Annotated in this window: 20 protein-coding genes, 3 tRNA genes and 1 pseudogene; 23 read left to right on the forward strand and 1 reads right to left on the reverse strand. The window is 62.9% G+C overall.

The window, feature by feature from the left end:
- Window positions 1-41: 41 nt before the first annotated feature.
- The 9 genes from sdhC to lolD all read left to right on the forward strand — a co-directional run bounded on the left by sdhC (window position 42) and on the right by lolD (window position 6413).
- A complete protein-coding gene (gene sdhC / locus XpruCFBP8353_RS15430; protein WP_101363976.1) occupies window positions 42-434 on the forward strand; it encodes a succinate dehydrogenase, cytochrome b556 subunit in 393 nt (130 codons plus the stop codon).
- A complete protein-coding gene (gene sdhD, locus XpruCFBP8353_RS15435) occupies window positions 431-817 on the forward strand; it encodes a succinate dehydrogenase, hydrophobic membrane anchor protein (RefSeq protein WP_046964082.1) in 387 nt (128 codons plus the stop codon). The genes sdhC and sdhD overlap by 4 nt, the downstream gene beginning before the upstream one ends.
- Before the next feature lie 34 nt (window positions 818-851).
- Window positions 852-2642: a succinate dehydrogenase flavoprotein subunit gene (gene sdhA, locus XpruCFBP8353_RS15440; protein WP_005995652.1), complete on the forward strand. Its 1791-nt coding sequence runs from the start codon at window positions 852-854 to the stop codon at window positions 2640-2642.
- Between the two features lie 9 nt (window positions 2643-2651).
- Entirely contained in the window at window positions 2652-2855 is a 204-nt protein-coding gene (locus tag XpruCFBP8353_RS15445; protein ID WP_165786148.1) for a hypothetical protein, read from the forward strand.
- Between the two features lie 16 nt (window positions 2856-2871).
- A complete protein-coding gene (locus XpruCFBP8353_RS15450) occupies window positions 2872-3654 on the forward strand; it encodes a succinate dehydrogenase iron-sulfur subunit (protein ID WP_101363978.1) in 783 nt (260 codons plus the stop codon).
- Window positions 3655-3769: 115 nt separating this feature from the next.
- The gene (locus XpruCFBP8353_RS15455) at window positions 3770-4018 is read left to right on the forward strand and encodes an FAD assembly factor SdhE (RefSeq protein WP_101363979.1); all 249 of its coding nucleotides are present in this window, start codon (window positions 3770-3772) and stop codon (window positions 4016-4018) included.
- On the forward strand, window positions 3969-4421 hold the full coding sequence (locus tag XpruCFBP8353_RS15460; RefSeq protein WP_101363980.1) for a YgfX family protein: 453 nt from the start codon (window positions 3969-3971) through the stop codon (window positions 4419-4421). Before XpruCFBP8353_RS15455 ends, XpruCFBP8353_RS15460 begins: the two co-directional genes overlap by 50 nt.
- 23 nt (window positions 4422-4444) lie before the next feature.
- Window positions 4445-5686, forward strand: coding sequence for a lipoprotein-releasing ABC transporter permease subunit (locus tag XpruCFBP8353_RS15465; protein WP_101363981.1), 1242 nt, complete (start codon window positions 4445-4447; stop codon window positions 5684-5686).
- Window positions 5679-6413, forward strand: a complete 735-nt coding sequence (gene lolD, locus XpruCFBP8353_RS15470; RefSeq protein ID WP_162301071.1) for a lipoprotein-releasing ABC transporter ATP-binding protein LolD — start codon at window positions 5679-5681, stop codon at window positions 6411-6413. The genes XpruCFBP8353_RS15465 and lolD overlap by 8 nt, the downstream gene beginning before the upstream one ends.
- A 105-nt stretch (window positions 6414-6518) precedes the next feature.
- Here lolD and XpruCFBP8353_RS15475 read toward each other — a convergent pair whose 3' ends face one another.
- Window positions 6519-7583, reverse strand: coding sequence for an SDR family oxidoreductase (locus XpruCFBP8353_RS15475; protein WP_101363982.1), 1065 nt, complete (start codon window positions 7581-7583; stop codon window positions 6519-6521).
- 300 nt (window positions 7584-7883) lie between these two features.
- Here XpruCFBP8353_RS15475 and XpruCFBP8353_RS15480 point away from each other — a divergent pair.
- The 14 genes and pseudogenes from XpruCFBP8353_RS15480 to XpruCFBP8353_RS15545 form a co-directional block, all read left to right on the forward strand.
- Window positions 7884-10427 (forward strand): annotated as a pseudogene (locus XpruCFBP8353_RS15480) (DNA internalization-related competence protein ComEC/Rec2); the annotation flags it as partial.
- Window positions 10321-10983: a MotA/TolQ/ExbB proton channel family protein gene (locus XpruCFBP8353_RS15485; protein ID WP_101363984.1), complete on the forward strand. Its 663-nt coding sequence runs from the start codon at window positions 10321-10323 to the stop codon at window positions 10981-10983. The pseudogene XpruCFBP8353_RS15480 and the gene XpruCFBP8353_RS15485, both read left to right, overlap by 107 nt.
- 3 nt (window positions 10984-10986) lie before the next feature.
- Window positions 10987-11451, forward strand: a complete 465-nt coding sequence (locus XpruCFBP8353_RS15490; RefSeq protein WP_101363985.1) for an ExbD/TolR family protein — start codon at window positions 10987-10989, stop codon at window positions 11449-11451.
- Window positions 11448-13217: a lipid A export permease/ATP-binding protein MsbA gene (gene msbA / locus XpruCFBP8353_RS15495; protein WP_101363986.1), complete on the forward strand. Its 1770-nt coding sequence runs from the start codon at window positions 11448-11450 to the stop codon at window positions 13215-13217. Before XpruCFBP8353_RS15490 ends, msbA begins: the two co-directional genes overlap by 4 nt.
- Window positions 13214-14251, forward strand: coding sequence for a tetraacyldisaccharide 4'-kinase (lpxK, locus tag XpruCFBP8353_RS15500; RefSeq protein ID WP_101363987.1), 1038 nt, complete (start codon window positions 13214-13216; stop codon window positions 14249-14251). The genes msbA and lpxK overlap by 4 nt, the downstream gene beginning before the upstream one ends.
- A gap of 290 nt (window positions 14252-14541) precedes the next feature.
- On the forward strand, window positions 14542-15321 hold the full coding sequence (kdsB, locus tag XpruCFBP8353_RS15505) for a 3-deoxy-manno-octulosonate cytidylyltransferase (protein ID WP_101363988.1): 780 nt from the start codon (window positions 14542-14544) through the stop codon (window positions 15319-15321).
- Entirely contained in the window at window positions 15318-15782 is a 465-nt protein-coding gene (locus tag XpruCFBP8353_RS15510) for a low molecular weight protein-tyrosine-phosphatase (RefSeq protein ID WP_101364033.1), read from the forward strand. Before kdsB ends, XpruCFBP8353_RS15510 begins: the two co-directional genes overlap by 4 nt.
- A 23-nt stretch (window positions 15783-15805) precedes the next feature.
- Window positions 15806-17224: a hypothetical protein gene (locus tag XpruCFBP8353_RS15515; protein WP_162301072.1), complete on the forward strand. Its 1419-nt coding sequence runs from the start codon at window positions 15806-15808 to the stop codon at window positions 17222-17224.
- Window positions 17221-19077, forward strand: coding sequence for an excinuclease ABC subunit UvrC (gene uvrC / locus XpruCFBP8353_RS15520; RefSeq protein WP_101363990.1), 1857 nt, complete (start codon window positions 17221-17223; stop codon window positions 19075-19077). Before XpruCFBP8353_RS15515 ends, uvrC begins: the two co-directional genes overlap by 4 nt.
- Entirely contained in the window at window positions 19077-19709 is a 633-nt protein-coding gene (gene pgsA / locus XpruCFBP8353_RS15525) for a CDP-diacylglycerol--glycerol-3-phosphate 3-phosphatidyltransferase (protein WP_046964068.1), read from the forward strand. The genes uvrC and pgsA overlap by 1 nt, the downstream gene beginning before the upstream one ends.
- A gap of 36 nt (window positions 19710-19745) precedes the next feature.
- Window positions 19746-19821, forward strand: a tRNA-Gly gene (locus XpruCFBP8353_RS15530).
- Window positions 19822-19889: 68 nt separating this feature from the next.
- Window positions 19890-19963 (forward strand) — tRNA-Cys (locus tag XpruCFBP8353_RS15535).
- 82 nt (window positions 19964-20045) lie between these two features.
- Window positions 20046-20121 (forward strand) — tRNA-Gly (locus XpruCFBP8353_RS15540).
- Window positions 20122-21629: 1508 nt separating this feature from the next.
- The coding region (locus tag XpruCFBP8353_RS15545) for a non-ribosomal peptide synthetase (protein WP_101364034.1) at window positions 21630-26186 on the forward strand (4557 nt) is incomplete at its 3' end.

A 26186-nucleotide genomic window follows, 5' to 3' on the forward strand; every position in this document is an offset into this window, starting at 1 on the left:
AGCGGCCTAGTGCCGCCCAGCCGAGAAAACGAGCCCAGCGAATGGCGATCCGCGAACGTCCCACTTCTCCACATCTGCAGGTATATCGCTGGCAGATCCAGATGGCGACCTCGATCCTGCATCGAGCCACCGGCGTCATCCTTTCCGGAGGCGCGCTGGTCATCGCCGTCTCGTTGCTGTTGCTGATGCTCGGCGAGGAGCACTGGAATTGCCTCACCCAGCAGATGGGCGCCTGGTACGGCCAGTTGTTCCTGTTCGCCTGGTCATGGGCCTTTACCTATCACCTGGCCAACGGCATCCGCCACATCGTCCAGGATTTCGGCCGCGGCTTCAGCATTCCCGCCTTCATCCGCAGCAGCTGGACATCGGTGATCGTCAGCCTGGTGCTGACTGCTGCTATCTGGGCCTATGTCCTGACCGGAGCGTCCGCATGAGCCGCTATCGCACCCCGTTGAAGAATGTCCGTGGTCTGGGCGCGGCCAAGACCGGTACCGAACACTTCGTGATGCAGCGGCTGACCGCCACAGCGCTGGTCGTGCTGGCGATCTGGTTCGTGGCGTTCGTGCTGAGCCTGCTCGGTTCCGACTACATGACTGCAGTCGCCGCGGTGTCCAAACCGTGGAATGCCGTGTTGCTGGTCGGTTTCCTGGTGGCGATGTTCTGGCATGCGCAGCTTGGCCTGCAGGTCGTGCTCGAGGACTACATTCACAATTCGTTGCTGGCGCTGGCGTTGCAGACGACGGTGAAGTTCGTCGCCGTGCTTGGCGCGATCGTCAGCATTTTCGCAGTGGCGCGCATCGCGCTGGGCGGTGCCTGAGTCATCGGGCACACAGAACAGGAATCCAGATTAGATGTCCGCTTACAAGATCACTGAACACAAGTACGACATGGTCGTGGTGGGTGCCGGCGGCGCCGGCCTGCGTGCCACGTTCGGCTTGGCCCAGAAAGGCCTGCAGACGGTCTGCCTGACCAAGGTCTTCCCGACCCGTTCGCACACCGTCGCAGCGCAGGGCGGTATTTCCGCCGCGCTCGGCAACATGGGCGAAGACGATTGGCGCTACCACTTCTACGACACCATCAAAGGCTCGGACTGGCTGGGCGACCAGGACGCGATCGAGTACATGTGCCGCGAAGCGATTCCGGCCATCATCGAGCTGGAACACTACGGCGTGCCGTTCTCGCGGACCGAGGAGGGCAAGATCTATCAGCGCCCGTTCGGTGGCATGACCACCAAATACGGCGAAGGCCCGTCGGCGCAGCGCACCTGCGCGGCAGCCGACCGTACCGGCCATGCGATGTTGCATACGCTGTATCAGCAGTCGCTGGCGCACAACGCGCGCTTCATGATCGAGTACTTCGCGCTGGACCTGATCTTCGACGAAGAAGGCGTCTGCCGTGGCGTGCTGGCGCTGGACATGGCCGAAGGCTCGCTGCATCTGTTCCGCGCCCACGGCGTGGTGCTGGCCACCGGCGGTTATGGCCGTGCCTACTTCAGCGCCACCTCCGCCCACACCTGTACCGGTGACGGCGGCGGTCTGGTGATGCGTGCCGGCCTGCCGGTGCAGGACATGGAATTCGTGCAATTCCATCCCACCGGTATCTATGGTGCGGGCTGCCTGATCACCGAGGGCGTGCGTGGCGAAGGCGGCATCCTGCGCAACAGCAACGGCGAGCGCTTCATGGAGCGCTATGCACCGCATTACAAGGATCTGGCCTCGCGCGACGTGGTGTCGCGTTCGATGACCGTGGAAATCCGCGAAGGCCGCGGCGTCGGCGAGCACAAGGATCACATCCTGCTCGACCTGACCCACCTCGGCCCGGAAGTCATCAACGAAAAGCTGCCCGGCATCGCCGAGAGCGCGCACATCTTTGCCGGTGTGGACGTGACCAAGCAGCCGATCCCGGTGCTGCCGACGGTGCACTACAACATGGGCGGCATTCCGACCAATTTCTACGGCGAAGTCGTGCGCAAGCAGGGCGACGACCCGGATGCGGTGGTGCCTGGTCTGTATGCGATCGGCGAAGCGGCCTGCGTGTCGGTGCACGGTGCCAACCGCCTGGGTTCCAACTCGCTGCTGGATCTGGTGGTGTTCGGCCGTGCGGTGGCAAACCGCTGCGCCGAGACGGTCAAGCCCAACCAGCCGCACAAGACCTTGCCGTCCGATGCCTGCGACAAGGCGCTGGGCCTGCTGGACAAGTTGCGCTATGCCAACGGCTCCACGCCGACCTCGGTGATCCGCGACAACATGCAGCGCACCATGCAGTCCGACGCTGCAGTGTTCCGCACCAGCAAGACGTTGAAGGAAGGCGTGGACAAGATGGCCGAGATCTTCGCCACCTTCGAAGACGTCAAGGTGTCCGACCGCTCGCTGGTCTGGAACTCGGATCTGATCGAGACCTACGAGTTGAACAACCTGCTGCTCAATGCAGTGGCGACGATCAATTCGGCCGAACAGCGCAAGGAAAGCCGCGGCGCGCATTCCCACGAGGACTTCCCGGACCGCGACGACGTCAACTGGCAGAAGCACACGCTGGTCACCGTCGACGACAAGGGCAAGTGCGAGTTCGAGTATCGTCCGGTGCACATGTACACGCTGAGCAAGGATGTGGACGTGGTCCCGCCGAAGCCGCGCGTTTACTGATCGATGCGCATGCAGCGACCTACTGTTGCCCTGTCATTGCACGTCGACGCGTCCGCGCGTAACGGCAATGCGGCGCTGCAGTGGTGTCGCGACATGACGCTGGAGCAGCACCGGCAGATAGCCGGCCGCTGCGCGACTGCTGCGGCAGTGGCATCCGTCATCTTTACCTTCATGCGCACGGTGCGGCTGTCGTTCGCACCGCGCATCGCCTGAGCCAACGAGAGCAGCTATGGCAGAGTTCACCCTCCCCAAGAATTCAAAGATCGGCAAGGGTAAGCATTACCCTGCGCAGGGCGCCAAGAACACGCGCACCTTCAAGGTCTACCGCTGGGATCCGGATGGCGACGCCAACCCGCGCACCGACAGCTATGAGATCGATCTCGACAAGTGCGGCCCGATGGTGCTGGACGCGCTGATCAAGATCAAGAACGAGATCGACCCGACGTTGGCGTTCCGTCGTTCGTGCCGCGAGGGCATCTGCGGCTCGTGCGCGATGAACATCGACGGCACCAATACGCTGGCCTGCACCAAGGCGATTGCCGCCTGCGGCAAGGCCGAAGTGCCGATCTACCCGCTGCCGCATATGGATGTGATCAAGGATCTGGTTCCGGATCTGACGCACTTCTATGCGCAGTACGCGTCGATCAAGCCGTGGATCCGCACCCAGACCCCGCCGCCGCCGGATCGCGAGCGCCTGCAGTCGCCGGAAGACCGCCGCAAGCTCGATGGGTTGTACGAGTGCATCCTGTGCGCCTGCTGCTCGACCAGCTGCCCGAGCTACTGGTGGAATGGCGAGCGTTACCTGGGCCCGGCAATCCTGCTGCAGGCGTATCGCTGGATTATCGACTCGCGCGATGAGGATACCGGTGCGCGTCTGGACGATCTGGAAGACCCGTTCAAGTTGTATCGCTGCCACACCATCATGAACTGCGCACGGACCTGCCCGAAGGGCCTGAATCCTGCGCTGGCGATTGCCGAGATCAAGAAATTGATGATGGCCCGTCGCGCCTGATCGCAAGGCACTGAGGTCTCGCGAGAGCGGGATGTGGTTCGCAGCGGCACCGGCCCCCTGGGTCAGGTGCCGCTGTCGTTTTCGCCCCCGCCACGCGGCGGGGTGGAGAGGTGAGATGGACGAACAAACGCTATTGAAAAAACTGCGCTGGCGTTGCCGGCGCGGCATGCGCGAACTCGATCAATTGTTCGGGCGCTATCTGGATCAACGTTGGACGCAGGCTCCCGAAGCCGAGCGCGCGGTTTTCCTACAGCTACTGGATTGCGAAGACGATAAGTTATGGCGCTGGTTCATGGGTTACGAGGCCTGCCCCGATGTCGCCAACGCCGCACTCATCGCCGATATCCGCGCCTTGCCGGCTTGAGTGGCGGCCTTCGCGCGGGCTGATTTGCGCACTGGGCGTGTTGATGGCGCTCGCAGTGTGGGCGGTGTGGCGCAGTGGTGTGCCGCCGTGGCTGGCCCTGGCGCTGTCAGCGTATGCGGTGCTTGCAGGCGGGCGGGCGTTACGGCTGCTGTTGCGTTCGCCAGTGCGGCAATTGCTGGTTCCGTGGACGGAAACGCCCGCCAGCATTGACGGCGTGCAGATGGAAGGGCTGCAGGTGCGCTGGCGCGGGCCGCTTGCAGTGGTGTCGTGGACGCGGGCAGATGGTCGCTGCGAACGCCTGCATTTCTGGCCGGATACCCTGCCTGCAGCGCAACGACGTGAACTGCGTCTGGCCGCGCAGGCACATGCGATTTCGTCCGGGCGGCCGCAAGTGGCACCATAGCGTCCCTTTCCCGGTTGAACCGCATGTTCAAACCTATCCCGGTTGCCATCGGCTTGCGCTACCTGCGTGCCAAGCGGCGCAATGGCTTCATCTCGTTTATCTCGATGGCATCGATCCTGGGCATCGCCCTGGGTGTGACCGTGCTGATCACCACGCTGGCAGTGATGAGCGGTTTTCAGAAGGAAATCCGCGACCGTTTGCTGCAGATGGCCGCACATGCCACCGTCAGCGCAGAAGGCGCGCCGATGCGCGATTGGCAGCATGCGGTCGAGGTCGCCATGGCCGATCCGCGCATCGCCGGTGCCGCACCGTATATCGAAACCGAATCGCTGCTGCAGGGCCCGCGCAAGCAGCCGGCCATCGTCCGTGGCATCGTTCCGGCCGAAGAGAACAAGGTGTCGGTGCTGGCCAAGAAGATGCAGCAGGGCTCGGTCGACAGCCTGACCCCGGGCTCCTACAACATCGTCATCGGCAAGGAGCTGGCGCTCTGGCTGGGCGTGGACGTGGGCGACAGCGTCGTCGTGTTGCTCAGCGATACCCAGGCCACGCCATTGGGCGCGATGCCGCGGCTCAAACGCTTCACCGTCAGCGGGATTTTCGAAGCCGGCTACAACGAGATCGATCGCGGCCTGGCCGTGGTCAACATGCAGGACCTGGCGCGCGTGCTGCGCATGGACGGCGTCACCGGCGTGCGGCTGCGCTTGCACGACATGGATCAGGCCTGGCCGGTGGCGCGCGATCTGGCGGTGAAGTTGCACGGCCCGTACCGGGTGAGCGATTGGACCCAGGAAAACGCCAATCTGTATCACTCGTTGAAGATGGAAAAGACCGTGATGGGCATCCTGCTGTCGCTGATCGTGGCGATGGGGGCGTTCAACCTGGTGTCGTCACAAGTGATGCTGGTGACCGACAAACAAGCCGATATCGCCATCTTGCGCACGCTCGGGTTGTCGCCGGGCGGCGTGATGCAGGTGTTCATGGTGCAGGGCTCGTTGATCGGCTTCATGGGGACCTTCATGGGCGTGATCGGTGGCATCGTGCTGACGCTCAACCTTGAACGCATCCTCGGCGTGATCGAAGCGATTTTCAGTGTCAAGTTGTTGCCCGAAGACGTGTACTACATCACCGGCCTGCCGACCGATATGCAGACCCAGGACGTGGTGGTGATCACCGTAGTGGCGTTGGTGATGAGTTTCCTGGCGACCCTGTACCCGGCGTGGCGCGCCTCGCGTACCCAGCCGGCGGAGGCGCTGCGTTATGAATGAGATCCGGGAAGCGGCTGTGCAAAAGCCAGAACAGGCAACTGCGGTGATCCGCGCCGAGGCGTTGGCCAAGACCTACGCCGAAGGCAAGATGCGCACGCCGGTATTCGATGGCCTGGATCTGTCGGTGGCCACCGGCGAAACCGTGGCGATCGTCGGCGCCTCCGGTGCCGGCAAGAGCACCTTGCTGCATCTGCTCGGCGGGTTGGATATTCCAACCTCCGGCGAGGTGTATGTGGCGGGCGAGCGCATGTCGGCACTGTCCGACGCGCAACGCGGCAAGCTACGCAATCAGTCGCTCGGCTTTGTGTACCAGTTCCACCACCTGTTGCCGGAATTCACCGCGCTGGAAAACGTGATGATGCCGGTGCTGCTGTCCGGTAAGGATGTGGCGGTGGCCAAAGGGCAGGCGCTGAAACTGCTGGAATCGGTTGGGCTCGGGCATCGCATCGAACACAAGCCGAGCGAACTGTCGGGCGGCGAGCGCCAGCGCTGTGCGGTGGCGCGTGCGCTGGTCAACAAGCCGGGCTGCGTGTTGGGCGATGAGCCCACCGGCAACCTCGACGACAAGACCGCGGGCACCGTGTTCGAGCTGATGCTGGAGCTCAATCGCGCCCAGCGCACCAGCCTGGTGTTGGTCACGCACGACCGTAGTCTGGCGCGGCGCCTGGATCGCGTACTGGAGCTGCATCAGGGCAAGCTGCGCGAATTGGCGCCGTCGGCGGTGTAAGTGCTGCTAACGCGGTTGGTCCGGTGATCGATCGCGTCGGCATGAGACGGTATGTATAGACATCGTTGCAGGCCAATGCGGCCTGCAACGATGTGAGCGCATCGGTCACGGAATGATGCGCAATGCCCGCAGACGGGTGAACAGTTCGAAGAACGAGGCGCGGCTGTCGTAGAAGTCCATAAAGCCCAGTTCGCGGCTCTTGGTCATGTCGTTGACGCACTCGATCTCACGACCCAGGTCGGCGTCGGTGTGCCACCACGATGCCAGTCGATTGACGTCCGCTTCCACCAGGCCGTGTTGCGCGGCCAACTCCGCCCACAGGGCAGGTGCGGTCTGGCTCATGCGTGGCTCCAGCGGTTCCGGGGTCGTGGGGCAGGGTGCAGCATCGAGTTCGAAGAACTTCGCAATTTCGCCCCACATCCAGCGCCAGCGGAATACATCGCCATTGACGGTATTGAACGCCTGATCGCGCGCAGCAGGGCTAAGCCCGGCCCAGGCCAGTTGGCGGCCGAGCAGGCCGGCGTCGGTCAGGTCGGTCAGGCTATTCCATTGTGCTTGCGAGCCTGGAAACACGAATGGTTGCCCGGTGTGCTTGCACAGCGATGCATACACTGCCAGCGTCACGCCCATATTCATTGCGTTGCTGCCGTTGGCCATGCCGATCATGGTGTGCGAGCGATGCACGCTCCAGCCGAAACCATGCTGCTGGGCATGTGCGAACAACAGGTCTTCCAGCGTGTAGTAGAAGTTTTCGCCCGGCTGGCGTGGCTCGCTTTCGCGGAACGGCGTCTCCGCCTTGCCGCTGCCGTAGTTTTCGAAAGCGCCCAGGTAATGCTTGGTGCCGGTAACCAGCGCCATGTGCTGCAGCGGCGCATCGCTGAGCGCATCGCACAGGTGCCGCATCATCGCGCCATTGGCTTGGACGTTCTCGCGTTCGGTGTCGCGACGCGTCCAGGTGCAGAAGAACACATGCGTGATCGGTAAGCCGCGCAGTGCGTTGCTGGTGCTTTCGGCGTCCAGCAGATCTGCCGCGATCGGAATGACGCCGTCGTGGGGGAGTGGTCGACGTGCAAGGCCGTACACGGTCCAGCCGTCGGCGAGCAGCACGTTGGCAAGGTTGTAACCGGAAATGCCGGTCACACCGACAATCAATGCAATGCCTTTACGCATGGGGGAGGCTCCTGGAAGACAACGGTGACCATAGCGCCTACACCATGAAATCGAAGCGAATGCGGGCCAAGAGAGTGCTGACATCGCTGAGCGGGCAATTTGCTGCGGGGCATGCACCTCCATGGACGCACTGTTCTATGCATCGCACCAGGTCATGGCGAGTGCTGCGATGCGGTTGGTGCGTGGTCGTAATCAGCGACCTTAGCGACAGTGGTCTTCCTACCCGTGCCTAGGCAGACCTCTGCTGTGCGTTGAACCCTTTGCGACCTAAGCTGAAGGCGTTGAGTGAGAGGGGCCAGGATGGCGACCGGCAGCATGGAGGTGTCAGCGCAAGAAGCGCCGCCGCAGATGGGATCGGCCGTTGCCATGGCTGCGGCATTATTGCTTGGCGTGGTGGCATGCGCCTGGTCGCCCGCACTGTTGCCGCAAATGTTGTATGCCAGCTGCGTTTGTGTGGCGCTGCTAAGCATCGGCATGACGATGTGGCGGCGTCCGTGCTGGAGAGCGCAGTTGGTGTTGCTGTCCGCAGTATTGCTCGGATTCGGGTTGATGGGATGGCAGGTGGTCGGTGCGCTGCAAGCGCAACTACTTCCGCAGGACGAAGCACGCGAGACGACCGTGCGCGGATGGATCGTTGGGCTGCCAATCGCCGAGCAGCGCCGTACCCGCTTTCAACTGCGCGTCGACGACGCTCAGGCGCAGCCTGCAGCGCTACGTGGAAAGCTCCTACAGCTGGCCTGGTACGACGATTTCGGCGCTGAGCGCATCGGCCCGCGCGCAGCGCTGCATGCCGGTGCGCGCTGGCAACTGCGACTCAAGCTGCGCGCGCCACGGGGTTTGCGCAATCCCGGTGGCTTCGATGCGGAGCGTCAGGCGCTGGCGCAGCGCATCGCCGCAACTGGCTATGTGCGCGTGCCTGCCGCCGCACACCAGGCTGCACCACCGCAAGGCGTGGATGCCTGGCGCGACAGGATGTCGCAACGCATCGCCGAGCGCGTCAGCGGCTCCTCTGCGCCGTACCTGCGTGCGCTCGCGCTGGGTGATACGCGTGGGCTCGACGATGCGGCATGGGCGACGTTGCGCGCGACCGGGCTCAGTCATCTGATCGCGATCTCGGGATTTCATGTCGGGCTGGTCGCGGCATTCTTCGCATTATTGGTCGCTGGAGTGTGGCGTTGGCAGCCGCGACTTGGCATCTTGATGCCGCGCCTCCACGCGGCATCAATCGCTGCGTTACTTGGTGCTGCCGCCTACGCGGTCGTGGCAGGCCTGGCGCTGCCGACGGTACGTACCGTGTTGATGATTGCGGTGGTGGCCCTGGTCAGAGTGCTGCGGCGACGCGCCTCGACCGCCCACATCCTCGCGCTCGCCTTGTTGACGGTGTTGCTGTGGGACCCGCTCAGCGTGCTGGTAGCTGGCTTCTGGCTCAGCTTCGCCGGAGTGGCCTGGCTGGTCTGGTGCCTGCCGTCTGACGATCGCGCCATCGTGCGCGGCTTCCTGTCTGCGCAGACCGTGGCCACCGTCGGCCTGCTGCCGTTGACGGTCAGCCTGTTCGGGCAGGCATCGCTGGTCGGGCCGTTCGCCAATCTGGTCGCCATTCCGTGGTGGACCTTCGTGGTGGTGCCGCTGTGTCTGGTGGGGACCGCACTGGAAGCGATCTACCCAGGGGCCGGCGTGTGGGCGTGGCAGCTCGCGGGTTGGTGCTTCGAGCTGACCTGGCCGGGGTTCGTCTGGCTCGGGCAAACACCGGTGGCGTTGTGGTGGGTGCCGGAGTCCGATGGAATTGCCCTGATCGCGGCCTTGCTCGGCGCGTTCTGGCTGTTGCTGCCGCGCGGGACGCCGAGTAAATCGTTGGCGGCGCTGCTGTGGTTGCCGTTGCTCTGGCCGGATCGCGAGCTGCCGGCCCAAGGCGAGGCGGAAGTGCAGGTACTGGATGTTGGGCAGGGCTTGTCGGTGCTGGTGCGCACGCACCGGCATGCGCTGCTGTTCGATACCGGGCCGGCGGTGCGCGATGGTTTCGATGCTGGCGAGCGCGTGGTGCTGCCGGCACTACGCGCGCTTGGAGTGCGCCGGCTGGACGCCATCGTGCTCAGCCATGCCGACGCCGATCATGCCGGTGGCTATGCCGCAGTGCGCACGGGGCTGCCGGTCGCATTCACCGCTGCACCACCGGATGCGCCGCTGGACGTCGACACCCGCTGCCGCGCCGGGCAGCAGTGGGAATGGGACGGTGTGCGCTTGCGCTTTCTGCATCCCACCGCTGGGTTTCCGTATCTGCGTAATCAATCCAGCTGCGTGCTGCGGGTCGAAACCCAGCATGCGAGCGCGCTGTTGCCGGGCGACATCGACGCAACCGTCGAACGCCGCCTGCTACGCGGAAACGTCTCGGACCTGCATGCGGATCTGGTGATCGTCCCGCACCATGGCAGCGCTGATGGCTCGAATGCCAGCTTCATCGCTGCGACCGGCGCACGCCTGGCGCTGGTGTCGTCTGGCCACGGCAACAGATTCGGGCATCCGCTCGCCGAGGTGGTGCAACGCTGGCAGGCGGGCGGGGCGGAAGTGCTGGATACCGCGCAGGCCGGCGCGCTCCGGGTCTGGCTGGGCGCCGATGGCCTGCGTTTGCGTGAGCGACGGCGCTGGCAGCCACGGCTATGGGATGCTGCGGAACGGCGGCGGTCGGCTGCTATCCTATCGGCCAGCGAATAGGCGGCCGCGTTGCCGGAGGAATCGAATCGTGTTGGAGCTGGTCAAGGCAGGCGGTTGGCCGATGGTGCCGTTGCTGTTGCTGGGGGTGGTTGCCCTGGCGATCGTGCTGGAGCGTCTGTGGAGCTTGCGCCGCAACGAGGTGACGCCGCCGGGTCTGGGCGAAGAGGTGCGTAACTGGGCCGCGCGCGGCAAGCTGGACCCCACCCATATCGAATCCCTGCGCCGCAATTCGCCGTTGGGCGCCTTGTTGGCCGCCGCGCTGGACGTGCTTGGCCGCCCGCGTGAGTTGATCCGCGAACGCATCGAAGACACCGGCCGGCATGTGGTGCACCGGATGGAGCGCTATCTGAACGCGTTGGGCACGATCGCATCCGCCGGGCCGTTGTTGGGCCTGCTGGGCACCGTGGTTGGCATGATCCAGATGTTTCTGGGCATCCTCGATCACGGCGTGGGCGATGTGAATCAACTGGCCGGCGGCATCGGCAAGGCGCTGGTGTGCACCGCCACCGGCATGATCATCGCCGTGCCGGCGTTGATGGCGCATCGCTTCTTCAAGGGACGCATTGCCGGTTACATCATCGAGATGGAACAGGAAGCCACCTTGTTGCTGGACACCATGGATGGCCGCGTGGTGCCAGCAGCCGTGGCACCGGCCGCAGCGGGCGCCAAGCCCGTCACGGCAAAGGGCTGACGGATGCGCATCGGCAGCGACCGAAGCCAGGACGAGCCGCATATCGATCTGGTGCCATTGATTGACGTCATCCTCGTCCTCATCATCTTTTTCGTGGTGACCACGACCTTCGACGCACGCTCCACGCTGCAATTGGAGCTGCCGACCGCCAGCGACCAACACACCAGCACGCCGCCGCGTTCGTTGAGCGTGCTGGTCAATGCCGACGGGCGTTATTTCATCAACGATCAGGAGGTGCTGCGCTCGGACGTGGATTCGCTCAAGCAGACCATCGCCCAGATCGCGGGCGATGATCGCGAGCAGACCGTGTTGATGCGCGCCGATGCACGCACGCCGTATCAGGCAGTGGTCACCGCGCAGGATGCGCTGGGCCAGCTCGGCTTCCGGCGTATTGCCATCGCCACCGCGCCCCCGGCCGGCGCGACGAGCACGACCGGCAAGACAAGTACCAACGGAACCCGCCAGTGACCAACTCCACCGACCGCCCGGCGCCAGTCTCATCCTGGCGCACGTACCGTCGCCTGCTGGCGTTCGCCAAGCCGTATCGGCTGCTGCTGGTCGCCGCGCTGATTGCGGCGTTGATCGAAGCGGCCGGCACCACCGGTTTTCTGGCGTTGATGAAGCCGATCACCGATGAGACCTTCATCTACAAGAATGCCGAAGTCAGTCGCTGGCTGCCGGTGCAGATCATCCTGCTGTTCGTGGTGCGCGGCGTCGCCGGCTACATCACCGATATGGCGATGGGCAAATCCGCGCGCAGCATCGCGCGCGATCTGCGCATCAAGGTGATGGCGAAATATCTGCGTTTGCCCGGCTCGCGCTTCGATTCCGAGCCGGTGCCGTCGATGCTGATCCGCCTGGGTTCGGATTCGGACCAGGTGGCGCAAGCCGCGGTGGACGCGGTGAAGGTGATGATCCAGCAATCGTTGCAGGTCATCGGCGCGCTGGCGCTGATGCTGTGGCATAGCTGGCAGGTGACATTGACCATTCTGGTGCTCGCTCCGGTGCTGGCCTGGGTGATGGACAAGGTGGCGCGGCGCTATCGGCGTATCAGCCACAGCATCCAGGAAAGCGGCGCACAGCTGCTGCAAGCCGCCGACCAGACCTTGTCCAGCCATCAGGAGGTCAAGATCTACGGCGCGCAGCAGACCGAGATGGAGCGCTATGGCGCATTGGCCGACCGCAATCTGCGCCTGGCGATGAAGGTCGAATCCACGCGAGGCATTTCCACTGCGACGGTGCAGATGATTGGCGCAATCGGCTTGTCGGCATTGCTGTTTGTGGCCGGTGCACAGGCACTGGCCGGGCGGTTGACGGCCGGCGATTTCGTCGTGCTGATGACTTCGATGCTGACGATCATTCCGGGCCTCAAGCAGCTCACCAACGTGCAGAACATGGTGCAGCGCGGTCTGGCGTCGGCGGAGCGTCTGTTCTCGGTGCTTGATAGCCCGGACGAGCCGGATCAAGGCGCCGTGCCGCTGACGCGTGCCAAGGGCTTGATCGAATTCCGCGATGTCACTGCGCGCTATCCGGGCCAGGTCAATCCGGCCTTGGCCGATGTCAGCTTTGTCGCGCAACCGGGCACGGTGACCGCGATCGTCGGGCGCTCGGGCAGCGGTAAATCCAGCCTGATCAAATTGATCCCTCGCTTCTATGAAGCCGAGGCCGGGCAGATCCTGCTCGACGGTCACCCGGTGCAGGCGTACGCGTTGTCGGATCTGCGTCGGCAAATTGCGCTGGTCGGCCAGCAGGTCATGCTGTTCGACGGTAGCATCGCCGATAACGTGGCGTTCGGCGAAATGCGTAATGCCGATGCCAGCCAGCTGGAGCGGGCGATCTTGGGCGCCAATGCGATGGAATTTGTCGCGCAACTGCCCGAAGGCCTGCAGTCGCATGTCGGCACCAAGGGGGGGCGCCTGTCCGGCGGCCAGCGCCAGCGCCTGGCAATTGCACGCGCAATGCTCAAGGATGCGCCGATCCTGATTCTGGACGAAGCCACCGCAGCGCTGGACAACGAATCCGAGCGCTTGGTGCAAGATGCTCTGCACAAGCTGATGCCCGACCGCACCACGCTGGTGATCGCGCATCGCCTGTCCACCATCGAGCATGCCGATCAGGTGCTGGTGATGGACCAGGGGCGGATCGTCGAGCGCGGGACGCATCACCAATTGCTGGCGCAGGGCGGTTTGTATTCGCACCTGCACGGCATGCAGTTCCGCGAACGTCAGGCATGAGCAAGCGCGGCACCCGCACGCCGGGCTACTGGTACGACAACACGCCGATTCCCTTGCCGGCGCGCATCCTGGCGCCAGTCTATGGCGCTGCGATCGCGTTACGACGGGCGCTGTATCGCCGCGGTTGGCGCAAGCGCCACGGCGTGCCGGTGCCGGTGATCGTGGTCGGCAACGTCACTGCCGGTGGCACCGGCAAGACGCCGCTGACGATTGCCTTGGTCTCGAAGCTACAGGAAGCCGGCTGGACGCCTGGCGTGGCCAGCCGTGGCTACGGTCGCGATGAGCCTGCTCATGCGCGGTGGGTCGAGGCAGACACGCCGGTGGCGCTCGGCGGCGATGAGCCGGTGCTGATCGCTTGGAAAACCGGTGCGCGCGTGCGTGTCGATAGCGACCGGCTCGCTGCTGCCCGCGCCCTGGTCGAGGCGGGCTGCGACATCGTGATCTGCGATGACGGGTTACAGCATTACCGTCTGGCGCGCGATGTCGAAATCGAAGTGGTCGATGGCCAGCGTCGCTACGGCAATGGACGCCTACTGCCTGCCGGGCCGCTGCGCGAACCGGTCACGCGCGCGTGCGATTGCGACTTCCGCGTGGTCAACCTTGGCCAGGCCAGTGCTACCGCAGCGGCGCAGGCGCCGGACGATGCCGGGTTCGGCGAATGGCAGATGCGCTTGAGCATCGACAGCGTGCAGCCGATGGACGGCAAGCGTGCGCAGCCCTTGAGCATGCTTGCCGGACAACGCGTGCATGCCGTTGCGGGTATCGCGCATCCGGAGCGCTTCTTCGCGATGCTGCGTGCGCGCGGCATCGGCGTGGTGCCGCATGCGTTTCCGGATCATCACGTCTACCGCGCCGCGGATTTCAGCTTCGGAAGCCGCCTGCCGGTGCTGATGACCGAAAAGGACGCGGTGAAATGCCGTCCGTTTGCGGACGAATGGTTGTATAGCGTGCCGCTCAAAGCGGAGCTGCCGGCCGCGTTCTGGGTGAGCCTGTTGGACCGGCTGAACAAATTGGCAAGCCGGCAGGGCGTGTGAGTGCGGAGCTGGCAATGGTGTCCTTGCGGGGTGCTGCCCGTCCACCATGTCGGGACACACCGCCAGGACGTCGATCTAGTTCTTACGTGACGGTGCGTGTGCAATGACCAGTCAGGAATCTCGTAGGCATCATGGTCGCGAATACTGCACGCATGGAGCAGCATCAACGTGCTGATGTAGCGCATCGCTGCTCTCACTGACTACCGCGACTTCGCTCAATCCCACAGAGACAGCATGCGATTGGGTTCTCTCGTTTCTCCACTTTTTACTGCATCCCAGAGCGCGCACGTATGACACCCACCGCACCTGCCGATTTCGTCGTCGCCATCCCCGCCCGTTACGCCTCCACGCGGCTGCCCGGCAAGCCGCTGCAACGGATCGGCGATCGCCCGATGATTCAGCGTGTAGCCGAGCGTGCGTTGCTGGCGGGGGCGCGCGAGGTGTGGGTGGCCACCGACGACGCGCGCATCGCAGCGGCGATCGAGCATCTGCCTGGGGTGCATGTGGCGATGACGGGCACTGCGCATCTTTCCGGCACCGACCGCCTTGCCGAATGCGCACGCATTGCCGGCTGGGACGACCAGACCTGCGTGGTCAATCTGCAAGGCGACGAACCGTTCGCACCGGCTGCCGGTCTCTGTGCGGTTGCCGATCTGCTGCAGCACTCCGGCGCTGAGATGGCCACGCTGGCCGCGTTGGTGGACAACGCGCACGACCTGTTCGATCCCAACGTGGTGAAACTGGTGCGTACGGCCGGTGGCGATGCGCTGTATTTCAGCCGCGCGCCGATTCCCTGGCACCGCGACAGCTTCGCCAGCCAGCGCGACGGCGTGCCTGCAGAAGGTCAGTGGCTGCGCCACATCGGCATCTACGCCTATCGCGCCGGCTTCCTGCAGCGCTTTGCGGCTATGCCGACCGGCATGCTGGAGCGCATCGAATCGCTGGAACAATTGCGCGTGATGGAAGCCGGCTATCGCATCGCCGTGGCAGTGACGCCCGAGCCGTTTCCGCCGGGCATCGACACCCCGGAAGATCTCGCCCGTGCACAGACGCGGGTGGCCTCGGCATGAGGGTGCTGATTGTCTGCCTGGGCAATATCTGCCGCTCGCCGATGGGCGAGGGCGCCTTGCGTGCGCAACTGGACCAGGCGCGGCTGTCGCGGCGCATCGAGGTCGATTCGGCAGGCACCGGCGACTGGCATGCCGGCGATCCGCCGGACCCGCGCGCGATCCGCTGCGCGCGCGGGCATGGCGTGGATATCTCGGGTCTTCGCGCACGTCAGGTGACGCGTTCGGATTTCGAGCATTTCGACTGGCTGTTATGCGCAGACGGCAGCAATCTGCGCGATCTGCAGCGGCTCGCCCCGGCGGCGCAGCGCGACAAGGTGGCCCTATGGCTGCCCTGGGCCGGCATCGACGAGCGCGATGACATTCCCGACCCGTATACCGGCAGCATGGATGACTTCGAGCAGGTATGGCAGCTGGTCGACGCTGCCGCGCGCCTGACCGTGGCCAGACTCACCCGCGGCTGATCGCGCTTGGGCATAATCACCCCATGAATGTCCAGCTCACCCAGGAACTGCCGGAGTTTCCCACCTGGCTCAATGCCAGGCCATCCACACTGCAGGAGCATCGCGGCCGTGCGCTGGTGCTGGCGTTCGTCAACGCCAGTTCGGTGTGGTGCGCCGAGCGCCTGGCCGAGCTCGCGCACTGGCAGGCCCGCAGTCCCGGCCGGCTGCAGGTGATCGTGGTGCAAGTGCCGCGTTTCGACAGCGAACGCCTGCCGCAACGCGCGCTTAAACAACTGCGCGGACATGGTGTGAGTGCGCCGATCCTGCTCGACAAGGACTGGGAAACCTGGCGCCGCTTCGGCATCGAATCTTGGCCAACGCTGGTGCTGCTGGATGCCTACGGCCGCGAGCGGCAGCGCCTGGTGGGCGTCACCGGCGATCTGGACAAGGCGCTGACTGCTCTGTGCGAAGGCCAGCAGCCGCCATCGGATGCCGACCTGCACGGCGTGGCCGAGCGCGATCCCGAGCCGCACCTGGCGTTGCGTTTTCCTACCGGCCTGGCTGCGACGGAAGACCGCTTGTATGTCGCCGATACCGGCCACCACCGGGTGCTCGAGTGCACGCACAGCGGACGCGTATTGCGCCAGTTTGGGCATGGCAATGCCGACCTTATCGACGGCGGCGTCGGCGAAGCGGCATTTCGACGTCCGCAGGGATTGGCGCTGGAGCGCGACCAGTTGTATGTGGCCGACACCGGCAATCACGCGCTGCGCCGCATCAACCTGCGCAGTGGGCAGGTGGATACCTTGTGCGGTACAGGCCGCTCCGGCGAGCCGGTCGAAGGCCCGCTGGCGTCAGCCGGAGCCTCTGCGCTGAACTATCCGCAAGGTCTGGCCATTGCCGACAATCAGGTATTGATCGCCATGGCCGGCGATAACCGCATCTGGAGTTATCACCTGGGCCGCGCTGCGTTGACTGCACGTGCAGGCACTGGTGCCCTGGAAACGCGCGACGGCAGTGGCCATCTTGCTGCCTTCGCACAGCCGGCCGGGTTGGCTTCGGTGCAGCAGGTCGCCTATGTCTGCGACGGACTGGGCTCGTCGATCCGCACCATGCAATTGCGCGGCGATCTGGTGCAGACCTTGGTCGGCGGGCAGGGCACCTGGCAGTTTGGAGATCAAGACGGCCCACGCAGCACGGCGCGTCTGCAATTCCCGCAGGCCATCGCACTGGCGGCCGATTCGCCGCTGCTGTGGATCGCCGACACCGGCAATGGCCGCCTGCGCTGCCTGCGTCTGGGGGGCGGTGAATTGACCACGGTCGAGTTGCCGCGCCGCTTGCACGGCCCGGCCGGTCTCGCGGTCGCTGCTGGGGCGGTGTGGATCGCAGAAACCGATGCACACGCCATCTTGCGGTACGACCTTGCGAGCGGCGCACTGAGTGATGTTTCGATAGACGAATGAACGCAAGGCCCCAAAGCGATTTCGATGGAAAAGCGTTTGCTGCGCAGCTGAGCACCGCGCCTGGCGTCTACCGCATGTATGCGGGCGACGACACCTTGCTCTACGTCGGCAAGGCGGGTGCGTTGCGTAAGCGCGTGGGCAGCTATTTCAACGGCACGCCGAAAAATGCCCGGTTGACCTCGATGTTGTCGCAGGTCGCGCGCATGGATGTCACCGTGACCCGCAGCGAAGCCGAAGCGCTGCTGCTGGAAAACCAGCTCATCAAGTCGCTGTCGCCGCGCTACAACGTTTCCTTGCGCGACGACAAGAGTTATCCGTATGTGTTGTTGACGCGCGAAGACTGGCCGCGCATCGCCTTGCACCGCGGCCCGCGTGCGGTGCAGGGGCGGTATTTCGGGCCCTACACTGGCGTGACTGGCGTGCGCGAGACGCTCAGCCTGATGCACAAGTTGTTCAAGCTGCGCAGCTGCGAAGACAGCGTGTTCCGTAACCGCTCGCGGCCGTGCCTGCAGTATCAGATCGGGCGTTGCAGCGGGCCGTGCGTCGACCTGGTGGCGGCGCCCGATTACGCAGAATCGGTGCGCCGCGCCACCATGTTTCTCGAAGGCAAGAGCGATCAGCTTGGTGAAGAGATTATGCAGTCGATGCAGCAGGCCAGCGAGGCGCTTGAATTTGAGCGCGCCGCGCGTTTGCGTGATCTGCTGTCATCGCTGCGCAGCATGCAGAACCGTCAGTACGTCGACGGCCGCGCAGCCGATCTGGATGTGTTGGCCTGCGCCACACAATCCAGTCAGGCCTGCGTGTTGCTGCTGAGTTTTCGCGATGGCCGCAATCTCGGCACGCGCTCGTTCTTTCCCAAGACCAATGGCGAAGACAGCGCAGACGAAATCCTCGGCGCGTTCGTCTCGCAGTACTACGCAGAGCACTCGCCACCGCGCGAGATCCTGCTCGACCGCGAAATCCCGGAGGCCGAGTTGATCGAAGCCGCGCTCAGTACGGCGGCCGAACACAAGGTGGCGCTGAAGTGGAACGTGCGCGGCGAGCGCGCCGGCTATCTGCTACTGGCCACGCGCAACGCGCAGCTGACCCTGGTCACCGAACTCACCAGCCAGAGCGCGCAGCACGCTCGCAGCGAAGCCTTACGCGAGATGCTCGGGCTGGCCGAGCCGGTCAAACGCGTGGAGTGCTTCGACATCAGCCACACCATGGGCGAGGCGACCGTCGCATCGTGCGTGGTGTTCGATGCCAGTGGCCCGGTGCGTGGCCAGTATCGGCGCTTCAATATTTCCGGCATCACCCCGGGCGACGATTACGCAGCCATGAGACAGGCGATCGAGCGCCGCTTCCGTCGCGCAGTGGAAGAGAATGGCGTGCTCCCCGACGTGTTGCTGATCGACGGCGGCGCCGGCCAGCTGGCGCAGGCACAGGCCGCGCTGGCCGACCTCGGGGTCGAGAACGTTTTGCTGGTTGGCGTGGCCAAGGGTGAGGAACGCAGGGCAGGGCACGAGGCGCTGATCATGGCCGACGGCCGCGAGCTGCGACCGGGTGCGGCGTCGCCCGCGCTGCAATTCATCCAGCAGGTGCGTGACGAAGCGCACCGCTTCGCGATCACCGGCCACCGTGGGCGCCGCCAGAAGGCCCGCATGACCAGCAAACTTGAGGATATCCCCGGCATCGGTCCGCGGCGTCGTGCGAGTCTGCTCAAGCATTTCGGCGGACTGGTCGGCCTCAAAGCCGCTGGCGAGGCCGAGATTGCGCGGGTGGAGGGGGTCAATGCCGCACTTGCCGCGCGAATCTACGCTAACCTGCACGGGCTGGCGCTTCCCGATGCGGCAGGCGAGGCAAGTCCGTAATGAAGTTGACCATCCCCACGTGGCTGACATTGCTGAGGATCCTGATGATCCCGGTGTTGGTCGTGGTGTTTTACCTGCCGTACACGTGGACGAATTTCGCGTCCGCCGGCGTGTTCGCACTCGCCGCCATCACCGATTGGCTGGATGGCTGGGTTGCGCGGCGCTATCACCAGTATTCTGCGTTCGGGGCGTTCCTCGACCCGGTCGCCGACAAGTTGATGGTCGCAGTGGCCCTGTTCCTGATCGTTCAAGGCCATCCTACGCCGTGGATGGCGTTCTGGGCTGCGGTCATCGTCGGGCGCGAGATTGCCGTCTCTGCACTGCGCGAGTGGATGGCCGAGATCGGCCAGCGTGCCAAGGTGCGCGTGGCGGCGATCGGCAAGATCAAGACCACCGCGCAGATGGTCGCTCTGCTTTGTCTGTTGTACTCGGTCACGCCGGGACAGATGCCCACGCATGAAATCTGGCTGGGCAACCTGATTTTCCGTGCCGGTTACTGGACGCTGGCCATTGCCGCATTGCTGACACTGTGGTCGGGTTTCCAGTATCTGCAGGCCGCCTGGCCAAGCCTGCGCGCCGATGAAAAAGCAGCGATCAGCAACAAGCCGAAAAAAATCGAAAGCAACAGTTGACAGCTATCCTGTTCGCTGTAGAATTTCGCCTCCCAAGCGGGAATAGCTCAGTTGGTAGAGCGCAACCTTGCCAAGGTTGAGGTCGCGAGTTCGAGTCTCGTTTCCCGCTCCAGAGGTAGACAAGGCCCCGTGTCAGGGGTCTCGTTGTTTTAAGGCAGGATGCCTTGGGTTTGATGTTTCGGCCTGGTGGTAGAGTGGTTATGCAGCGGACTGCAAATCCGCGTACGCCGGTTCAATTCCGGCCCAGGCCTCCATATCGCACGCGCTGTTTTCTGCAGTCGGGAACGACAGTAGGGCTAGCGCAACGAAGTGAAAAGCTGTACAATTTCGCTCCACGCGGGAATAGCTCAGTTGGTAGAGCGCAACCTTGCCAAGGTTGAGGTCGCGAGTTCGAGTCTCGTTTCCCGCTCCAAATTCAAGATGCCGTTCAATGCATCTTCAAAAAAGGACCTTCGGGTCCTTTTTTGTTTGCTGGTGGCAGGCGCTAGGACGGATGGTGTGGCTATTGCGCGCTTCGCGGATCAGCGAGCGCGTCATGCGTGTCGAGCAACTGTGCTGTGTGCATCAGGGAGGGAGACATCCGTGCAGACGCCTCCTGGCGGGATGACGATGCGGTCCAACGGCAGGCCGCCTGCAGTGTTTTGGTTTTGGGCTCATGCCGTCGTGCTCAGTCGCCGTCTTGATTGCGGGGCCGGGCCGTCGAGGTGTCGCTAGCCGGCGGTCCGCCTGCATGGCAGATCGCCCTGATGGCTGTGTGCAGTGGAGGCTAGCTGGAATCGCAATGGTGCGGTTGTAGCTATAACGCTAGCACTGCGTTCAATACCTCTTCGCACTTGGGTGCAGAAACGGGCGGTATCGCGCGATAGCCGTTGCGTAGGGCACGCCCCGATCTACAGCAACTGCATCAACGGTCGTTGATGCGTGCGCAAGAGCCAGCAAGTTTCGTCCACTGGCGCCGATGCACGTTTACGCGTGCCGTCAGCTCGGCACTGGGATCAGGTGCATGAGGAACGCACCTGTGTGGCTCTCTATGCCGCGACCTGCACACGATTTTTTGGCTGCCCTTCGAAACGATGGGTGCACTGTCTTTGCTGCGCCGTGCGGCTATGTGTGGCATCGCTGATGGCGCTAACAGTGGTCAAGCGTGACGCACGAAGAACATGCGACGGTCGTGGCGAATGGTGGGAGCTGAATGTGTGGGGCGCTAGACCCTGCGTCCAGTGAGCAATCTTGTTATCACATCGGCAATCGCTCGACCGAGATCTCCAGCCAATCGAGATAAGTTTTGCGCAAAACGGCCTCGCACGATGGCGCGGTCTGCGTCACACATGCGTGCTTATTATGATTGAGTTTTACCAGACATCATTAATAACAATACGTCGGCCATCCGTATCCATCGGAAGACAGATCTTCTTCTGATTGCCAGCTGAGCAGAAATGTGACGGACACACAACCATCTATGCTCAGATCTACGCGATGGCCATAAAAATCTGGATGCGAAGCAATCTGATTGATGGCACAAAGGATTTTCCTGGAAATCGATAAGAAATAAGAAGCACCGGTCGAGTGCGCTTGCGCGACGTTTTTTGTCATTGGCGTGCTATCAATGGCGCCGCTCGACACGTGCGATACCCGCCACTGAATCCTTTTGAAGATGCGATTACCATGATCGATACATTGATGGCATTGCCCGCGCCACTCGATAAAGTGAAGTTTTCGAATAAAAAATAAGGGAATGACCTCTCGACGGTGCCAGATCTCGTTCTGGGAGGGTAACTGTGCCTCAATCAAATGGGCAGGCTGGAATATAAAAAAGTAGCGCCCATCATCTCCCTATCACTTGGGAAACAGTATTCGGTCGCCGCATTCTTCATGCGAAGCGTCACGGGACGAACTGTACCCATCATCAAGGACTATGCAATGCAAACGACCGATCGGCCTGTCTTTCCGCTGAGCAGTCCTCAGAGAGAGATCTGGTTGGAACAACTGATGCTCGGGCAGTCGGTTTCTTCCAACATCGGTGGCTATATCGAGATCGATGGCGATATCGATGTCGGATGCTTGCAGCGTGCGGCACAAACATTAGTCGATCAATGCGAAGTCCTGCGGATGTGCATAACGGAAGACGTGGACGAGGAGGGAATCCCGCTGCAGTGCTTCGCTGAGACGATGCATCTGCCCGTGCCATTCGCCGATATTACGTCTGTGCAGGACCGTCAGGGATGGCTGGAGCAATGGATCCAGGAGCACATGGAGACGCCGTTTCAGTTCGACGGCACGCCGCTGATGCGCCTTTCGTTGTGCCGCTTCGATGCTGGCAAGTGGTATCTGATGGTGAGCCTGCACCACATCCTGATGGATGGCTGGTCCTTGTTCCTGACGATGGAAACTCTGGGCCGCCTCTACAGCGAAATGCGTGAGGGCCGTCCGGCGACAGTGGACGTCAGATCCTACCGTGACTTCATCGAGAGCGATCGTTCCTACCAGCACTCCGCGCAGTACGAGACCGATCGTCAATACTGGCTGGCAAAGTATTCCGTGCTTCCAGAGCCCCTGTTCTCCACTGCCCCGGGGGCGATGTCCACTGCGGAGGTGTCGGGTGTCAGCGTCAACTTTGTTCATGAATTTCCTGCCGATCTGCTGGATCGACTGACACAGCTAGCCACCGATCACGGCGTATCCCAGTTTCAGATCCTCCTTGTCCTTCTCTATGCCTACTTCTCTCGCACGCAACAGCGTGAAGAGTTGGTCGTCGGCGTGCCGATCCTCAATCGTGCCGGTCACCAGTTCAAGAATTCGATTGGACTGTGCGCACAGATAAATCCGGTGCGCATGCGCTTCGACCCTGCGATGCCTTTCATTGATGCGGTGCGACTAGTGTCGCGAGAATTGCGCAAGGACTACCGTCATCAGCGCTTTCCTGTCAGCGAGATGGGGCGTGCCTGTGGATTGTGGAAGAGTGGTGCGACGCGCTTTTTCGAGATGGTGTTTTCCTTCGAGCAAACCGGACACGTGTATCGCTTCGGAGTCGCGCGGGGAGTTTTTGTCAAGGCATCCAATAATCGCGAATACAATCCGTTGTCGTTGTACGTCAGGCGCAACGCCAATGACGATATTGCTTGGCTCCATGCGATCTACAACAAGGGCTATTTTGCTGCCGACCAGGTAGCACAAATGACGCAGCGTCTGGTCCAGCTCATGATGCAGGTGGTGGCGCACCCGAGCCGTCCTTTGAACCAGATCGAACTATGTACCGCCGATGAGCTGGCATGCCTGAATACCTGGAGTCGCGGCAGGAAAACGCAGATGCCGGTGGCGACACTGCCTGCGATGTTCGAGGCGCAGGTACAGCGGACACCGGATGCGGTAGCAGTGGCCTTTGGTGACTTGCGCCTGACCTATGCCCAGCTCAATGCAAGGTCGAATCAGCTTGCGCATCACTTGATTGCACTTGGGATTGGGCTGGACCAGCGCGTCGCCTTGTGCATGGAGCGCTGCCCCGAATTGGTGGTGGCGTTGCTTGCGGTCCTGAAGGCAGGCAGTGCCTATGTTCCGCTGGATCCGCGTTATCCGTCCGAGCGTCTGGCCTACATGCTGTCCGACAGCACACCGCGTGCGCTCATCGTCCATTCGGCAACTCGCGATCTGTTGGAGGACACAAACGCCATTCTGATCGATGTGGATACGCCTGAGTGGCTGCATCGGCCCACCGATACTCCGCTGGTCGCAGGGTTTTCGCCGTGCCATCTGGCGTATGTGATCTATACCTCCGGCTCCAGCGGTCGTCCGAAGGGGGTGATGGTTCCCCACGACGCCCTGAGCAACTACCTGCATTGGGCGATCGACCACTATCACCCCCGGCAAGGCGCAGTGGTGTCGTCGTCGCTTTCTTTCGATGCAACCGTCACCAGTCTCTACCTGCCTTTGCTATGTGGCGGTACCACCGAACTGCTTCCTGAGCGGGACGAGATCGAGGCCTTGTTGAAGCGAGTCTGCGCCGATCAGCCACTGTGCTTGGTCAAGATCACGCCGGCCCACCTGGATGTCTTGACGCAGCAGCTGGCTGCCTGTGGCGGTACTCCGTCGGTGTCGTTGTTTGTAGTCGGTGGCGAGGCCTTGCACGCATCGACGGTCAAGCGATTGCGTCAGCTTGCACCTCATGCGCGCGTGGTCAATGAGTATGGACCGACCGAAACGGTGGTCGGATGCGTGGCGTATGAAATCCCACTGGATTGGGACGCAGGCACATTGGCCACCATTCCGATCGGGCGGCCGATCGACAATATGCGTGTCTATCTGCTGGATGCGAATAGGCAGACGGTTCCTGCTGGTGTGGCCGGAGAACTGTGCATCGCTGGCAGCCAGGTCACGCGTGGCTATCTCAATCGTCCAGAGTTGACCGAGCAACGCTTCGTGGTCGATCCATTCGGCACTGGGCCAGAGCAACGAATGTATTGCAGCGGCGACCTGGCGCGCTGGATGCCCGACGGAACGCTCGAGTACCTCGGGCGTAACGATGACCAGATCAAATTGCGTGGTTTTCGGATCGAGCCTGCGGAGGTGAGCTCCAGGATCCTGGACAACCCGTTGGTGGCCGATGCGGCGGTGGTGATTCACACTGCGGCGTCGGGAGAAAAATGTCTTGTGGCGTACTACGTGAGCGACGCGCCCGAGGTGACTGCCGAGCGTCTGCGCGAGCAGCTGCAGCAGCGGCTTCCCGATTACATGGTGCCTGCGGTTTACATCCGCATGGACCTCTTGCCGATGACACCCAATGGCAAGTTGGATCGTCATGCCTTGCCTGCGCCCGATGCACAGGCGTATGCCCAGCAGGGGTATGTGTCGCCTGAGGGGCCGACCGAACAGTTGCTTGCCGTTCTATGGAGCGATGTCCTGAAGATCGAGCAAGTCGGTCGATACGATCACTTCTTCGAGCTTGGCGGGCACTCCCTTCTAATCGTCGCGTTGTTGGAGCGGATGCGACAGCATGGCCTTGAAGCCAATGTAAAGTCTCTGCTTGCTCGACCCACCGTGATGGGGATGGCGGCGGCGGTTGGCGCCAGTCGCGACGAGGAGATTCCCGAGCCGCGCATTCCAGAAGGGTGCGACCGCATCACGCCGGATCTGCTTCCGCTGGTGGAGCTGTCACAGCAAGCAATCGATACCATCGTCAGCACGGTGCCCGGTGGTGCGCGCAACGTGCAGGACATCTATCCGGCGGCACCACTGCAGGAAGGCATTGCCTACCATCATTTGACAGCGACTCAGGGCGATCCCTATCTGCAATATGCGCTGTTCGTTTTTTCGGATCGGGCTCGCCTGGATGCATTCGCAGCCGCGCTCCAGTGCGTGGTCGCACGTCACGACATTCTGCGTACTGCGTTGGTCTGGGAGCAGTTGGATGCGCCGCTTCAGGTGGTCTGGCGGCAGGCGACCGTGCCGATGATCGAGATTGCGGTGGGTCCTGCTGAGGAGGATGTCCTACAACTGCTGCGTGCCCACCTGGATCCGGCGCGCCAGCAACTCGATCTGCGGCAAGCTCCCTTGCTGCGTCTGTGCTATGCCTACGATGCCGTCGGCCAACGTTGGGTGGGCGGGCTACTGTTCCACCATTTGGTCGGAGACGCTGCGTCCCTGACAGGGTTGCTGGAAGAGATCGACAGCCATCTGCGCGGAGACGGCGCACGATTGCCGCCGCCGTTCCGGTATCGCACCTACACCATGCATGCCCGCCGCGATCAGCACGCAGAGGAGCACGCGCGCTTCTTCAAGGAAATGCTCGGCGATGTGTGCGAGCCGACCATTGCATTCGGGTTGCAGGATCAAGGTGTGGTTGACCAGCAAGTGCGCAGGGCAGTCATCCAGGTCGACGCCTCGATTGCGCAGCGGTTGCAAGTACAGGCGAGGCGATTGGGGGTTAGCGTTGCCACGTTGTGTCACGTCGCCTGGGCGCAGGTGCTTTCCGCAGCGTCGGGGCAGCAGGACGTGGTGTTCGGCACCGTCATGCTGGGGAGAACGCAGGGAAAGGAGATCGAACGTGCCATCGGAATGTTCATCAACACGTTGCCGATCCGGGTTCGCTTGGGTCGGGCCAGCGTGCGTGCCGTCATCAAGCAGACGCATGCCTGGCTGAGTGAGCTGTTGGCGCATGAACACGCTTCGCTGTCGCTGGCGCAGCGTTGTAGCGGCACGTCCACACAGCGCGTGTTGTTCAATGCCTTGTTCAACTATCGCCGGCTGAGTCGGGCCAATCTCAATGGCACCGTGCTGCAGGCGTGGCCGGGGATCGATGTTCTGGGGGGAGAAGAACGTAGCACCTATCCGGTGAGCCTCTCCATGGATGATCTTGGCGATGGTTTCCAACTGACGGCGCAGGCCTCGGCAGACGGCGTGCCCGCCAGAATGTGTGCCTACATGCAAACCGCATTGCAGCAGCTGGCCGACGCACTCGAGCATGAGCGGGAGACGCCGATCAAC

The sequence above is a fragment of the Xanthomonas prunicola genome (assembly GCF_002846205.1).
Lineage (GTDB): Bacteria > Pseudomonadota > Gammaproteobacteria > Xanthomonadales > Xanthomonadaceae > Xanthomonas > Xanthomonas prunicola.

Excerpts from the sequence above, each read along its gene's own strand:
- sdhC (WP_101363976.1), top strand. The coding sequence starts at position 42 with ATGGCGATCCGCGAACGTCCCACTTCTCCACATCTGCAGGTATATCGC.
- sdhD (WP_046964082.1), top strand. The coding sequence starts at position 431 with ATGAGCCGCTATCGCACCCCGTTGAAGAATGTCCGTGGTCTGGGCGCG.
- sdhA (WP_005995652.1), top strand. The coding sequence starts at position 852 with ATGTCCGCTTACAAGATCACTGAACACAAGTACGACATGGTCGTGGTG.
- XpruCFBP8353_RS15445 (WP_165786148.1), top strand. The coding sequence starts at position 2,652 with ATGCAGCGACCTACTGTTGCCCTGTCATTGCACGTCGACGCGTCCGCG.
- XpruCFBP8353_RS15450 (WP_101363978.1), top strand. The coding sequence starts at position 2,872 with ATGGCAGAGTTCACCCTCCCCAAGAATTCAAAGATCGGCAAGGGTAAG.
- XpruCFBP8353_RS15455 (WP_101363979.1), top strand. The coding sequence starts at position 3,770 with ATGGACGAACAAACGCTATTGAAAAAACTGCGCTGGCGTTGCCGGCGC.
- XpruCFBP8353_RS15460 (WP_101363980.1), top strand. The coding sequence starts at position 3,969 with ATGTCGCCAACGCCGCACTCATCGCCGATATCCGCGCCTTGCCGGCTT.
- XpruCFBP8353_RS15465 (WP_101363981.1), top strand. The coding sequence starts at position 4,445 with ATGTTCAAACCTATCCCGGTTGCCATCGGCTTGCGCTACCTGCGTGCC.
- lolD (WP_162301071.1), top strand. The coding sequence starts at position 5,679 with ATGAATGAGATCCGGGAAGCGGCTGTGCAAAAGCCAGAACAGGCAACT.
- XpruCFBP8353_RS15475 (WP_101363982.1), bottom strand. The coding sequence starts at position 7,583 with ATGCGTAAAGGCATTGCATTGATTGTCGGTGTGACCGGCATTTCCGGT.
- XpruCFBP8353_RS15490 (WP_101363985.1), top strand. The coding sequence starts at position 10,987 with ATGCGCATCGGCAGCGACCGAAGCCAGGACGAGCCGCATATCGATCTG.
- lpxK (WP_101363987.1), top strand. The coding sequence starts at position 13,214 with ATGAGCAAGCGCGGCACCCGCACGCCGGGCTACTGGTACGACAACACG.
- kdsB (WP_101363988.1), top strand. The coding sequence starts at position 14,542 with ATGACACCCACCGCACCTGCCGATTTCGTCGTCGCCATCCCCGCCCGT.
- XpruCFBP8353_RS15510 (WP_101364033.1), top strand. The coding sequence starts at position 15,318 with ATGAGGGTGCTGATTGTCTGCCTGGGCAATATCTGCCGCTCGCCGATG.
- XpruCFBP8353_RS15515 (WP_162301072.1), top strand. The coding sequence starts at position 15,806 with ATGAATGTCCAGCTCACCCAGGAACTGCCGGAGTTTCCCACCTGGCTC.
- uvrC (WP_101363990.1), top strand. The coding sequence starts at position 17,221 with ATGAACGCAAGGCCCCAAAGCGATTTCGATGGAAAAGCGTTTGCTGCG.
- pgsA (WP_046964068.1), top strand. The coding sequence starts at position 19,077 with ATGAAGTTGACCATCCCCACGTGGCTGACATTGCTGAGGATCCTGATG.